This window comes from Pseudomonas sp. MPR-R2A5, from assembly GCF_058793055.1.
Genome location: NZ_JBXAFK010000023.1, coordinates 1 through 13,538, shown reverse-complemented (window position 1 = coordinate 13,538; position 13,538 = coordinate 1). Strand labels below are relative to the sequence as shown.

At 61.8% G+C, this 13,538-nt stretch carries 10 protein-coding genes; 6 read left to right on the top strand and 4 right to left on the bottom strand.

The genetic code is table 11. The features are described 5' to 3' along the window. Nucleotides 1–64: 64 nt before the first annotated feature. Both AC1Q6I_RS17370 and AC1Q6I_RS17365 read right to left on the bottom strand, forming a co-directional pair. Entirely contained in the window at nucleotides 65–2,059 is a 1,995-nt protein-coding gene (locus AC1Q6I_RS17370; RefSeq protein ID WP_069076285.1) for a methyl-accepting chemotaxis protein, read from the bottom strand. A gap of 144 nt (nucleotides 2,060–2,203) precedes the next feature. Next, nucleotides 2,204–3,199, bottom strand: coding sequence for an aldo/keto reductase (locus tag AC1Q6I_RS17365; RefSeq protein WP_102623500.1), 996 nt, complete (start codon nucleotides 3,197–3,199; stop codon nucleotides 2,204–2,206). Nucleotides 3,200–3,319: 120 nt separating this feature from the next. Here AC1Q6I_RS17365 and AC1Q6I_RS17360 point away from each other — a divergent pair, with 120 nt between their 5' ends. Further along, a complete protein-coding gene (locus tag AC1Q6I_RS17360; protein WP_102623501.1) occupies nucleotides 3,320–4,231 on the top strand; it encodes a LysR family transcriptional regulator in 912 nt (303 codons plus the stop codon). 45 nt (nucleotides 4,232–4,276) lie between these two features. Here AC1Q6I_RS17360 and AC1Q6I_RS17355 read toward each other — a convergent pair whose 3' ends face one another. Continuing rightward, nucleotides 4,277–5,197: an AraC family transcriptional regulator gene (locus AC1Q6I_RS17355; RefSeq protein ID WP_024075729.1), complete on the bottom strand. Its 921-nt coding sequence runs from the start codon at nucleotides 5,195–5,197 to the stop codon at nucleotides 4,277–4,279. Nucleotides 5,198–5,299: 102 nt separating this feature from the next. Between AC1Q6I_RS17355 and AC1Q6I_RS17350 the strand changes: the two genes are divergently transcribed. The 5 genes from AC1Q6I_RS17350 to AC1Q6I_RS17330 are packed head-to-tail and all read left to right on the top strand — an operon-like array spanning nucleotide 5,300 to nucleotide 9,726. Further along, on the top strand, nucleotides 5,300–5,860 hold the full coding sequence (locus tag AC1Q6I_RS17350) for a carboxymuconolactone decarboxylase family protein (protein WP_024075728.1): 561 nt from the start codon (nucleotides 5,300–5,302) through the stop codon (nucleotides 5,858–5,860). A gap of 51 nt (nucleotides 5,861–5,911) precedes the next feature. Further along, complete coding sequence (locus AC1Q6I_RS17345) at nucleotides 5,912–6,973, top strand: acyl-CoA dehydrogenase family protein (RefSeq protein WP_024075727.1); 1,062 nt, start codon at nucleotides 5,912–5,914, stop codon at nucleotides 6,971–6,973. Next, nucleotides 6,970–7,773, top strand: a complete 804-nt coding sequence (locus tag AC1Q6I_RS17340; RefSeq protein WP_024075726.1) for an ABC transporter ATP-binding protein — start codon at nucleotides 6,970–6,972, stop codon at nucleotides 7,771–7,773. The genes AC1Q6I_RS17345 and AC1Q6I_RS17340 overlap by 4 nt, the downstream gene beginning before the upstream one ends. Further along, on the top strand, nucleotides 7,760–8,959 hold the full coding sequence (locus AC1Q6I_RS17335; RefSeq protein WP_024075725.1) for an ABC transporter substrate-binding protein: 1,200 nt from the start codon (nucleotides 7,760–7,762) through the stop codon (nucleotides 8,957–8,959). The genes AC1Q6I_RS17340 and AC1Q6I_RS17335 overlap by 14 nt, the downstream gene beginning before the upstream one ends. Then, nucleotides 8,956–9,726, top strand: a complete 771-nt coding sequence (locus AC1Q6I_RS17330; RefSeq protein ID WP_024075724.1) for an ABC transporter permease — start codon at nucleotides 8,956–8,958, stop codon at nucleotides 9,724–9,726. Before AC1Q6I_RS17335 ends, AC1Q6I_RS17330 begins: the two co-directional genes overlap by 4 nt. An 84-nt stretch (nucleotides 9,727–9,810) precedes the next feature. Here AC1Q6I_RS17330 and AC1Q6I_RS17325 read toward each other — a convergent pair whose 3' ends face one another. Further along, a complete protein-coding gene (locus AC1Q6I_RS17325; protein WP_146016760.1) occupies nucleotides 9,811–13,185 on the bottom strand; it encodes a membrane-targeted effector domain-containing toxin in 3,375 nt (1,124 codons plus the stop codon). Nucleotides 13,186–13,538: the final 353 nt, after the last annotated feature.

Below are 13,538 nucleotides of genomic sequence, written 5' to 3'. Positions count from 1 at the left end.
TGCACCGTGAGCTGTCAGAATAGTCCCACTCCCGCGTATTGCACGGGAGTGTTTCATCCATTTATCAGCGCACCTTGAATCGGCTCATCAACGCAATCACCCGACCGTTCGCATCCAGCAGGCTTTGTGTATTGGTTTCAGTGGCATGGCCGCTTTGTACCAGCTCTTCGACCATATGTCGGATCTGCACCATGCTGCGGTTGATCTCTTCGGTCACCGCGCTCTGTTGCTCGGCGGCCGTGGCGATCTGGGTACTGAGGTTGTTGATATGGCTGACCGAGCCAGCCATCTCATCCAGGCCGCTGTTCACCCGTGCGGTAGCGTCCGCCGCCGACTGGCAGCTGGCCTGGGTGTTTTCCATGGCCGCCACGGACGAACTCACGCCCGTGGTCAGGCGCGCGAGCATCTCATTGATCTGCGAGGTGCTGGCCTGGGTCCGCGCCGCCAGCGCACGCACTTCGTCCGCCACCACCGCAAACCCACGGCCTTGCTCGCCGGCACGCGCGGCTTCGATCGCCGCGTTGAGTGCCAGCAGGTTGGTCTGGCCGGCAATCGCGCCAATGACCCCGAGGGTTTCAGTGATGCGTGCGGCGTCCTGGCGCATGTTTTCCACGGTGTGGGTGGCACTGGCGACTTCACCGATCAATGCACTGACGCTGGTAGAGGCTTCACCCACGACCACACGGGAGCGGTCGGCGTGCTCATTGGCGCGCTGGGTGAATGCAGCGGTTTCGGCGGCGTTGTGCGCCACCGTGTCGGCGGTGGAGCTCATTTCGGTGATCGCGGTGACGGTCTGGTCGGTCTCCGAGGCATGCCGCACCAGGATACTGTTGGTCTGCGCCGAGGTTTGCTGCAATTGCGCCAGGCCAGACGACATGGCCCCGGTGGCCAGGGTCACTTCGCCGATCATGTTTTGCAGGTAGACGATAAAGCGGTTGACCGAGTGGCCGATGGCGCCGAGTTCGTCTTCGGCGCGGATGGTGATGCGTCGCGTGAGGTCGGCGTCGCCGGCGGAGAGTGCGTCGATGTTGCTTTTCAGCGTTTTCATGCGCTGGACCAACTGGCGAATCGCATAGGCCGCCAGCAGCACCAGCAGCAGTACCATGGGAATTTGCAGCAGCGCCAGGGTGCCGAGCACGTCATCGCGCTGGGCGGTGATCAGCGAGGTGGGCAGGGCGGTCGCGAGGAACCATGGCGTGCCTTCGATCGGGCGCATGTAGAAGGTGCTGGCCACGCCCTGGTTGTCGAACTCGCTGCGTTGCAACTTCTGGTCACGCTGGCCAAGGGCTTTGCTGATCATGGCGGCGAACGCCGAGGTGCCGCTCAGTTCGCTGATGTTCTTCAGCACCACCGGGCTGTTGATACGTGTGCTGTTGCTGATGATCTTGCCGTCGCCTTCGACGATCAGCATTTGCCCGCCGATGTCTTTTTCCTTGCTCGCCACCAGGTCGTTGAAGAAACCCAGGGTCACGTCGATAGTGGCAACGCCATACGCCGCGCCATCACGCTGGATGGCCATGGCGCAGTTGGTGCGCGGCTCCTGGCTGGCGTCGTCCTTGTAGGCCGCGGCCCAGGCACATTGCCCGCGTGGCGCGGCGAGGCCGCCCTTGTACCAGCTCTGGTCGTAGTAGTTGGGCGCCGGGTCGCTGTTCCAGAAGGTGTTCACGGCCAGCTTGCCCGACGCATCACGGTGCCAGAAGGTGCTGTGCTTGTTGCGCCCGGGCGTGCGCTGGTTGGGCAGCGGCCAGATACCACCGCCGAACACTTTCAGCTCGCCATACTGGTCCACCAGACCTGGCAGGACCTTGTCGATGGCATCGCTGTCGAGCAGGGGGATGGTTTGGGTGATGGTGCGTTGCTGGGCCTGGACTTTGTTCAACTCGCCCTGGATCTGTACCGCAACCTCGGCGATGCGATTGAGTACGACCTGCTCTTCAGTCTGGCGCAGGGTGGGCGCGACCAATTGGCCGATGCCCACGACGGTCAACACTAATAGCATCAGGACGAACAGCACCAGGAACACGGTGTAGCGAGCTTGGATGGAGCGCAGTGGGGGCATGGGGGTCGTCCTTACGAAGCGTTTATTGTCGACGCGGCTTTGTTAGAGCTTCGTAGGGCTATCGGCTTGGCGCGCAATAGCTTTAGGTACGATGGTGCAAGGAAGTGGGAGCCCCTTGATAAAGGGGCTCCCTGGCAGGGCTCGTCAGATATCCAGCATTGCCATGACTTCCTTGGGGTAGCGCAGGCCAGCTGTGGCGTCGGCAGGGAAGATGGCGTCCAACGCCGCCAGTTCGGCCGGGGTGAGGGTGATCGATACAGCCGCTACGTTCTGTTCCAGGTACCTGCGCTGCTTGGTCCCGGGGATTGGGATGATGAAGTCACCTTGCGCGAGCACCCAGGCCAAAGCCAATTGCCCGGCGGTGACGCCTTTGTCAGCCGCCAGGCGTTGTACCTGTTTCACCAATTGCAGGTTTTTCGCAAAGTTATCGCCCTGGAAACGTGGGCTGAGACGGCGATAGTCATCGGCGCCGAAATCGTCCGGGCTTTGCAGGGCGCCGGTGAGAAAGCCCCGGCCCAACGGACTGTAGGGCACGAAGGCAATGCCCAGGCGTTGGCAGGCGGCCAGGCAGCCGTTGTCTTCCTGGTCGCGGCTCCACAAGGAATATTCGCTTTGCAGCGCGCTGATCGGGTGCACCTTGTGGGCGCGTTCCAAGGTGGCGGCGGACGCTTCGCTCAGGCCCAGGTAACGCACCTTGCCTTGCTTGACCAGCTCGGCCATGGCGCCGACGGTTTCTTCGATGGCGACCTCAGGGTCAATGCGGTGCTGGTAATACAGGTCCAGTGTTTCTATGCCCAGCCGCCGCAACGTGCCGTCGATGGCCTCGCGGATGTACTCGGGACGCCCATTGACGCCGCGCCGCGCCGGGTTCGCCGGGTCGCGCACGATGCCGAATTTGCTCGCCAGGAACACTTGATCGCGTTTGCCGGCGATGGCCTGGCCGATCAGTTGTTCATTGGTGTGCGGGCCGTACATGTCGGCGGTGTCGAGGAAGTTGACCCCCAGTTCCAGCGCGCGATGCAGGGTGGCCGTGGCCTCGGTGGTATCGGTGTCGGGGGTGTAGAAGTCGGTCATGCCCATGCAGCCGAGGCCGATGGCGGAAACACGTGGGCCGTTTTTACCGAGTTGACGAGTGTGCATGGGTGCAGCTCCTGTTGAGGTAGGCGCCTATTGTTACCCTCGACAAAACCGGGATAAACCGGCTAAAAGCACTATCACTATTCGTAAAATCTAAATAATCCATAATAGAGGTGGCGAGATTTGGACCGTTTCAACGCAATGCGCGTGTTTACCCGGATTGTCGAGTTGGGCGGGTTCGCCAAGGCGGCCGACAGCCTGCAACTGCCACGCGCGTCGGTGACGATCCTGATCAAGCAACTGGAAGCGCACCTGGGCGTGCAGTTGTTGCAGCGCACGACGCGTCAGGTCAGTCCGACCCTGGATGGCACGGCGTATTACCAGCGTTGCGTGCAATTGCTGACAGACCTGGAGGAAACCGAAGCGGTGTTTTCTACCCGCAGCCAGAACCCGCGCGGCACCCTGAGCATTGATATGCCGTCGGGTATCGGGCGCCTTATCGTGATCCCCGCGTTGCCGACGTTCACCTCGCGTTACCCGCAGATTGAACTGGAGATCAGCCTTAATGACCGCCCGGTGGACCTGATACGCGAAGGTGTGGATTGCGTGCTGCGCGGTGGCCCGGCCCTGGACGAATCACTGGTGGCCAGGCCGCTGGCGATGATGGACCAACTGACCTTGGCCAGCCCCGGGTACCTGGAACGCATGGGGGTGCCCCAAACCCTGGACGACCTGGCCCGGCATCAGATGGTTGAGTATGTGTCCAGCGCCAGCGGCAAACGCTTCGGGCTGGAATTCGCATTAGCGAACGAGTTGCGGAGCGTCAACCTGGCCAAGACTGTCGCGGTGAACAGTTCAGACGGCTATTTCTCTGCTTGCGAAGCCGGATACGGGTTGATCCAGGCCCCCCATTATCATGCGATGCAGCAACTGGCCCGGGGGACGCTGGTGGAAGTGCTGCCACACTTGCCAGTCCCGAAAATGGCCCTGACGGCGCTGTACCCGCCGCACCGCCAGTTATCACGGCGGGTGCGGGTGTTTGTCGATTGGCTGGTGGAACTGTGCGCGCGGCCCGGCAGTGGGTTACAGCGTTAGGGGCGGGCGCCTGCAAAACCGTCCCATTTATTACGATGCGTGGGCTTAGCGCTTCACGCCTGGCGCCTGGCCCTTGCGATAGGCCCCCGGCTGCTGGCCAATGACCTTGTGGAACGCCCGCGTAAACGCGGCCACCGACTGATACCCCACCTCCAGCGCAACATCGGCCACGGTCTGGTCGTTTTTGAACAGCTGGCAGGCATGGCGCATGCGCATCATCAGTAGCACTTGCCCTGGCGATTGCCCGCACAGCTCATTGAAGCGCTTGAAAAACGCCGAGCGCGACAGGCCGGTGCAGGCGGCCATGCTTTCCAGGGTCCAGGGCTCCGCCGGCCGGGCGATCAATTGTTCCAGCAGGTGCGCAAATGCCGGCTGCCGGCCCAGCGCGGCGAGGCCGCCCAAGTCGGTGTTGCCGATCACTTGTTGGCGCAGTACATACAGGAACAGCAGGTGGCACAGACGTTCGAGCAGGGTGGACGAGGGCGCCGGAGTGCGTTCGCACTCTTGTAGGATCAGTTCGAACAGGTTGCGCGCGGCGGTCAATGACGGGTCGCCGGCACGCAGGATGATCCACGCGGGCAGGCTGTCGACAATCATTGCGGACAAGCCGGATTGGAAGTGAAAGAACCCGCAGACCAGCCCCACGCCGTCGGTGGCCGCGCTGTCCAGTGGCACCATCGGGCGACGCGGGCATTCCTGCGCACCCGCCGCCGTGGCTTCGCCGGACAGTCGGTACTCAAGGTCACGCAACAGAAACACCGCGTCGCCATTGTTCAGGTGCTGGGGGCTGGGCTCGCCGTCGATATGCAGCCAGCATTGGCCCTGCACGAGCAGGTGGAAACTGGCCCGTGCCAGGCCGTGGGTGCTGGCGTGCCAGTCACCGCAGTAACGTCCGACATGAAACAAGCTGGTCTCGAGTTCAAGGCTGTCTAATAACCAATCGACAAGTGCACCGGACGAATTCATCTAATGGAAAGACTCAAGAGCAAGTAATCGCTACTTTAGCCTATTGAGGCGTTTTTTTATAACCAACAGACTTGGTACACGAACCAATAAGGAGACCGCACCATGTCCCGCGTACCGCTGCTCACCCTCGAAACCGCTCCGCCAGCGGCCAAACCCTTCCTGGAAAATGCGCTGAAAGGCTCGGGTTTCATCCCCAACCTGCTGGCCGTGCTGGCCAATGCGCCGGCCGCGTTGGAGACCTACATCACCGTTTCCGGCCTGAACGCCAAGGCCGAGCTGAGCCTGGCCGATCGCGAAGTGGTGCAACTGATTGCCGCGACCACCCACGGTTGCGATTTCTGCGTGGCCGGCCACACCGCCGTGGCGCGCAACAAAGCCAAGCTGCCCGAAACCGTGATCGAAGCCCTGCGCCAGCGTGGCGAACTGCCTGATGCTCGTTATGAGACGCTCGCCGCGTTCACCCGCGAAGTGATCGCTACCCGAGGCGATGTGAGCGATGCCGGCTACGAGGCGTTCCGGGCCGCCGGCTACTCCGAAGGCCAGGCGCTGGAGGTTATATTGGGGGTCAGCCTGGCCACTCTGTGCAACTTCGCTAATGTGTTTGCCCGTACCCCGCTGAACCCGGAGCTGGCGCAGTACCGTTGGGAACAACCGGCCAGTTGAAGGCGCGCACGCGTCGGTGATGGTCATCTGCTTTAACAAGGAGAAACATGAATGCTTGACCCAATCTTGAGCCGTTGGCTCGATGTTCAAGCGCAGGCCCTGGATGTGGGCAGTTGCGACCCACAGGAAGTGCTGCCGCGGTTGGCAGACGCCAACGTGTTGCGAATCGGCGTACCCAAGCACCTCGGTGGCCTCGGCGGCGATGTGGGCGGGGCGGTGGACGCCATCGCGAATGTTGCCAGCCATTCCCTGGCGGCAGCCTTTGTGTGCTGGGGGCAGCGTTCGTTTATCGAGTATCTGTTGCACAGCCCCAACGAGCGGCTGCGTGAGCAGTTGTTGCCGGACCTGCTCAGCGGCAAGCTGGCCGGGGCCACGGGGCTGTCGAATGCAATGAAGTTCCTCTCGGGTATCGAGACCTTGCAGATCAGCGGCGAGCCGAGCGACGACGGTTGGACCCTGAACGGTCGCCTGCACTGGGTGACCAACTTGCGCAAGAACGGCTTCGTCGCCGCCGCCGCGATTGAACATGCCGACGGTGGTGCGCCGTTTATCCTGGCGATCCCGGACTCAGTGGCGGGCTTGCAGCGCTCACACGACCTTGATTTGCTCGGCTTGCAATCCAGCAACACGGCCGCCCTGGGGCTGGAAGGTGTGGAGCTGAGTCGCGACTGGTTGCTGCATGAGGATGCACGCCAGTTCCTGCCGGCGGTGCGCCCGGCGTTTCTTGGCCTGCAATGCGGCATGTCGATTGGCCTGGCGCGTCGCTCGTTGGCGGAAGTGGCCTATCATCTGGGCGCGTCCCGCACCGTGTTGCGTGAAGAGTTGGAGGCGTTGCGCGTGACCCTCGATCACCTGGTCACCGAACTCAAGAAAGGGTTGCTGGCCGGACGTTTTGCCGCCGAACCGGTGCCATTGTTCAAGCTGCGCATCGCCCTCGCGGAAACCGCTGCGAGCGCCGTGCAACTTGAGCTGCAGGCCAGTGGCGGCAAGGCCTACCTCACCGCGCACGGCAGTGGTTTTGCCCGGCGCTGGCGTGAGTCGGCCTTTGTGCCGATTGTGACGCCCAGCCTGGTGCAACTGCGCACCGAACTGCAACGCCAGGCCGCGTTATGAGCCAGGCGGTTCTGACGGCCCGGGGCATTGCCCTGGGGTACGCCAGCGGCCCGGTGCTGCAAGGCTTCGACCTGCAGTTGCAGCCCGGCGAAGTGGTATCGATCCTCGGCCCCAGCGGTGTGGGCAAATCCAGCCTGTTGCGGGTGCTCGCCGGCTTGCAGGCGCCTCAGGGCGGCGGCGTACAGGTACTGGGCGAGCCATTGAGCGGCCCGCACCCGCGTGTGGCGGTGGCGTTCCAGGACCCAAGCCTGTTGCCGTGGCTGAGCCTGGAAAAGAATGTGGCGTTTGGCCTGGACTTCACCCGTCAGCCGCACCTGAGCCCCGAGGAGCGGCGCCAGCGCGTTGACCATGCCATCGCGGCCGTGGGCCTTGAGCATGCGCGCCAGCAGTTCCCGGCGCAGTTGTCCGGTGGCATGGCCCAGCGCACGGCGTTGGCCCGCTGCCTGGCGCGCCAGCCGCAAGTACTGCTGCTCGATGAACCCTTTGGTGCCTTGGACGAAGTGACCCGTGCCGACATGCAGCACCTGTTGCTCAAGGTCAATCGCGAACAGGGTTCGGCGGCGGTGTTGATCACCCACGACATCGACGAAGCCTTGCTGCTGTCCGACCGCATCCTGCTACTGGGTAACCGCCCGGCGCGCACGCTGGGCGAATGGCGGATCGACCTGCCGCAACCCCGCGAGGAACAGGTAGAAGCGATTGGCGCGCTGCGCATCGAGATTCTTAAAACCCTACGGCAGGCGAGCCGCCCTCAACCCAACCCCCTTGACCTGCTGGAGCCTAGCCATGTGTCTGGATGACCTGACCCACTCGCGCCGTGATTTTCTCAAACTCTCTGCGGTGCTCAGCGCCGCCGGTGCCTTGCCGCTGTTGAGCAGCCTGCAGGCACGCGCGGCCAATGAACCGGATGCACCGGTACGCATCGGTTATTTGCCGATCACCGACGCCACGCCATTGCTGGTGGCGCATAACAATGGCCTGTTCGAGGCCGAGGGCATCAAGGCCGAGCGCCCGGTGCTGCTACGCAGTTGGGCCCAGGTGATCGAGGCGTTTATCTCGGGCCAGGTCAACGTGATTCACCTGCTGTCGCCGATGACCGTGTGGGCACGCTATGGCAGCCAGGTCCCGGCCAAGGTCGTGGCGTGGAACCACGTCGGCGGTTCCGGGCTGACCGTGGCGCCGGGCATCACTGACGTGAAGCAACTGGGCGGTAAGTCGGTGGCGATTCCGTTCTGGTATTCGATCCATAACGTGGTGGTGCAGCAACTGTTCCGCGATAACGGCCTTACCCCCGTTGCCCGTGCGGCCGGTGGCGCGATTGCCGCCAATGAGGTGAACCTGATCGTGCTGCCGCCTTCGGACATGCCGCCGGCATTGGCCAGCAAGCGCATCGACGGCTACATCGTCGCCGAGCCGTTCAATGCCCTCGCGGAAAACCTCAAGGTCGGTCGCGTGCAGCGTTTTACCGGCGATGTGTGGCGCAACCATGCGTGCTGCGTGGTGTTCATGCATGAGCATGACCTGGTCAACCGCCCGGAGTGGTCGCAGAAGGTGGTGAATGCCATCGTCAAGGCCCAGGTCTGGACCCGCGACCACCGCGAAGAAGCGGTGAAGCTGTTGTCCAAGGATGGCCCGAACCGCTACACGCCGCATGCTGAACCGGTCTTGAGCAAGGTCCTGGCACCGGCGGCCAGCGACCGCGCTGCGTACCTGGCGGAGGGTGCGATCCAGCATGCCAACTGGGACGAACATCGCATCGACTTCCAGCCCTATCCCTTCCCCAGCTACACCGAGGAACTGGTACGGCGCCTGAAAGACACCTTGATCGAAGGCGACAAGAAGTTCCTCGCCGATCTCGACCCGGCCTTCGTCGCCAAGGACCTCGTGGATGACCGCTTTGTGCGCAACGCCATCGAGGCCGTGGGTGGCATGAAGACCTTTGGCTTGCCGGAGGGCTTTGAGCGGCACGAGGAGATCGGCGCTTGAACCGAGGTAAAACCGTAGCGTGGCCGGGCTGGTTGCTCGGGTTGGGAGGCTTGGCCGGGTTGCTGTTGCTCTGGTGGCTGGGTGTGAAGGTGTTTGGCGCTGCCGACGGCTTGTCAGCGCGTTTTTCACTGGCGGCCACGTTCGGCAGCCTGTGGGAGTTGCTGGGGCGCGGCGAGCTGTACCTGCACATTGCGGTGAGCCTCAAGCGCATTGTGGTCGGGCTGTTTCTTGCCTTGCTGGTGGGCGTACCGCTGGGGTTGCTGGTGGGCAGTTCGCGCAACCTGGAGGCTGCGACCACGCCGGCCTTTCAGTTCCTGCGGATGATCTCGCCCCTGTCGTGGATGCCGATCGTGGTGATGCTGATGGGCGTCGGGGACCAGCCGATCTACTTCCTGCTGGCGTTTGCCGCGGTGTGGCCGATCATGCTCAACACCGCTGCCGGGGTGCGCCAGCTGGACCCACGCTGGTTGCAGTTGAGCCAGAGCCTGAGTGCCACGCGCTGGGAGACGCTGCGTCGGGTGATCATTCCAGGCGTGGTCGGGCATGTGTTGACCGGCGTGCGCCTGGCCATCGGCATTTTGTGGATCGTGCTGGTGCCGTGCGAGATGCTTGGGGTCAGTGCCGGGCTGGGGTATTACATCCTCGACACGCGGGACCGCCTGGCTTATTCGGAACTGATGGCGATGGTGCTGCTGATCGGGCTGCTGGGCTTTGCGCTGGATGCGTTTGCGCGATGGTTGCATCAGCGATGGGTGCATGGCGGGTGACAGGCCCTGAACAAAAGCCCGGCCTCCGGCCGGGCGTTTTGTCATCGCGTATGAGCAGGCTGGGTTCAGGGGGTAGGTTGGACCTCAGACCTCGTGGAAAATGTGCAGGTCACCCGGTGCGTCGTGAGGATCTAAGGCCTTTGCCGGATCCGGGAGGTTTTTGGTCTTCCTCATTCCGACGCTTACTCCCGGGTCTGTCCTTGTGAAAACGCCCACCCCAATGCCGCCTGTCAGCTCCGCCACTCCCGGGACTCCTTGGGATGTCTTCATATGGGCATTGCCCATCAACGCAATCCACTTTTCGCCCGGAGGGTTCTGGCGAATGGTCTGTGCGGCGTAGTAATTGAATTCCCTGAGCCTTGGCTCATTTTGCTGCGCCTGATTGATTGCTTGGAACTGCTCGGGCTCATCTTTGTGCCGGGTGAGATAAGGATGGTCGAGGGGCACGATCTCTATCCCTTCATCATTGAATTTTTTGACCAACTCATCGAATGAGGGCGATAGCCGTGGTGTCTTGCCGTTGCCGAGAAAACCGATGCCGTCGTCAATGACTTTCATCTGTGCGTCATAGAACGTGGCTTCGATATACAGTTTCTTGACCCCTTTTTGCTTGAAGGTGTCTACGTTATCGAACAGCGTCTGGAAACTGGCCATTTCTTTATGGATGTCACCAAAGACCACGCCATCGGATGCATCCAGGGCCTTTTCGATCAGCGTTTTGGGTGTGACTTGACCAGGGATCACGGGGAGGGTGGGGCGAGCCGGAAGGCCGCCGTTTGCCATCCGCCGATAAAAGTCATTCATTTCTTGCCCGAACTTTTGCCGGGTTGCCGCCTTCCTGCTCGGGGTGAAGTGTGCATCGCTTATCGCGCCTTTGATGCTGGTGACATACTCCCCCTGAGGTAAGTGGTCGGTCTTTTGGATGCCGTTCGGGACCGCTTGTACCGGGCCATTCGCCGGTGGCTGCGGACGGGCCGGGCGGTTGCTCGAGCTAAGCGGGTTATGCCGGTTATTGTGTGCGGATGCGGGGAGATTGCGGGATGCGTTTATATTGGGGGCGGGCGGCATCATCCCGTCCAGCGGGTTGAATGCCTCGATCGGCGCTCCGTAAGGTTTGCCCTTGTCGGGATCATAGGCATACCGTTGGCCATCAAACAGGATGGTGCTTCCCTCGACGGTCTGGTCGGCAGCCTTGAAGGTGCCTTGGGTAATAGGTCCATATTCGGCACTGGCGACATTCAACACGTTGTGATGACGACCTATGCGCTTGACCTGTTCAATCCCGTTGCCGATCAGCCTTGCACCGCCTTGAACCAGATCGCCTATACCACTGAAGGGGTTGAGCTCACCGATGACGGTGGTCCCGAGTATTTTGGCCACCCGCAGGGCCTTGGTTGCGGCGCTGACGGCCGAGGTTCCGGCTTTTGTCACTTTCGCTGCCGCCCCTGCGCCGGCAGTGACGAAACCAAAGATATCCATGCCCAGGTCTGTCGCGCCATCCAGGTAGTCACCGTTTTGAAAGTTGACAATGGCCGACCTGAGTGGAATCAGGTCCAGTAAAAAGCCGACCAGTTTCCACTCCGTGTCCATCTGCTGATCGTAGCTGGTAGCCCCCTTGGCCTGCCGGACCACGTCTTTGCCGGCAATGTCCAGGTGTTCGACAAAGGCATCGGCAATGGACTGTGTTCGGGCACTTGTGTAGCTCGAAGGCGTGGGCGGAGGAGAACTGACGGTCTTGTCCTGGGCGAAGTCGGCCTCAGGCGAGGTGGTTGGTGTGAACCGCTCAATCGGGTAGACCAGGCTGGCGTTACGTTCGTGCTGATCGGTCAAAACGGTGGTGGGAACCTGGGTCACGCGCCCTTGTTTCAGGTCGATCTTATACACCGTCTCGCCGCTTGGCCCTGTGGCTTTAACCAGCAAATTGTCGTTTTTGCTGTGAAGGGTTCTTCCGGTAAATCCTAGCCCCAGCTTGTAGGTATTGTGCTGGTAGAACTCAAGTTCCCCATGCTCCAGGTTTTGCCTGTCGGCCAGGGGCAATTGGGCAATCATGTGTTTGACCGCCTTAGCAATGCCCTTTTTTCTTGAATCGATGGCTTGGGTGAACTGATCGTTGAAGGTGCTGTTCACGTCGAATTGGAGGGACTCGCCTTGCGTGGCGCGGAGGATGCGTGGGTCTGTGCTTTCCCATTCGTACTGGTGCAAGCCACTCATGGCGATATCCAGCAACGAGTGCAAGCCTGCCGGGGCACGATTGGGGTCGTAGAGCGGCTGTATGTGGGGTTGCTTGGTGTTCTTGACGCTCAGCAGTTTTTCTTCAAAGGGCACATCCGAGCCGAACCGTTGTTTAAGTGCGGCCAGGGCAATGTCTTTGCGGCTGGGCATTTCAGTCTGAATCTGGCTGGACGCCTCCAATCGTTCATTCGCCTGTTGATTGAACGCGCTGCGGACCTTCTCGACGTCGTCGGGGCTGTAGCGATCAGCTTCTTGCTGGGAGAGTGCGCCACTCACCACGCCCCACACCCGCAGGGCGGCGCGTTGTGCCTGTTGGGTCATGGCTGGATCTTGCAGGCTGGCGTCTTCGGCGGCATTCATGACCTGGGCAAAGCTCATGTTGGGCACTTTGCCCGGTGTCTGGGCTTCTATTGTTGCCGCGGCGATCGACAGGTTGACCCAGGCAGGGCTGCCATAGGTCACGTTGCTGGGGATGTCCTTGATCAGCAACTCGGGCGCCTTGCGGGCCAGCATCAGGTAAGCGCCTACGTTGGCCATTTCGGCCGTGGCGTGGCCTTGCGCGCTCAAGTGCTTGCTCAGGGCCGGGAATATGGCTGATGCGGGTTTGCCCCAATGCTCCGACTGTGCCAGATCAAACCCGGCGACGGTGTTTCGATGGGGCGTGCTGATGGACTGTGGGTCCAGCATCAGATTGAGCGCGGCCAGTGTGTAGTCATTGACGCTGGTGTCAGTCGCAATGCCGTTCAATTGAGTCTGCATGGCTTGCCCCAGCGCTTGTGCACGGGGGGTACTGAGCAGGGTTTCCAGCGCCTTCGCTGGATCACATGCGGCTTCGCCGCTGAGTGGCTGATTGCTGTTGAGATAATCCAGCGGGCCCAGGCTTGCCCCCATCGACGGTGGGTTGGGGTGGAGCGTGACATATTGCGTGGCGGCACTGAGCAACGTGCGTTGCTCCGCGATACTCAGCGGCAGCGGCCAGGACAGGGCACCGCCCAGATTGCCCAGGGGGTGTTCAATGGCCCTGCTGAGCACGGCGTCTGCCAATGCGGTCAAGGCGAAATGGCTGTTCGGTACAGCCACGCCTATGGAGGTGATGAAGGCCTCCATTGTCGTGGCATGGCCGGGGGCGACGGGATAGGACGAGGCGGTTTGCACATCCATGGGGGTCGACTTCAGCGCGGCCAGGATCTCCTGCGGCGTGGCGTTTACACCCAGGCGCTGGGCCATATCGTTGAGTTTTTGCCCGAGGCTGCGCAGGTTCTGCTTGTCTGCCAGGGTTTGCGCCAAGCTGCCACTGGCGGTATCGGTGGTTGAGGGGTTTGTTTGGGTTGAGTCGGACTGTTCGGTGTCGGTGGTGGGGGGCTGGTTGCCCGGGAGGGCGGGCGTGGGTGTGTCGATCAGGAGGGGAGGCTGTTGGGGCAGAAGGTGCGGTAAGGGCGTGGAGGAAAGACTTGTCATCGGAGGGTACCTTTTCAGACGTGCCGAGAATAAGCGCCTGCCAGTGGGACTGTCAGATATTTTGTGTGCGGGCCGGTAACGGCCTGCCGTCAGGCAGGCCGTGCTTTTACCAGGTCGGCCTG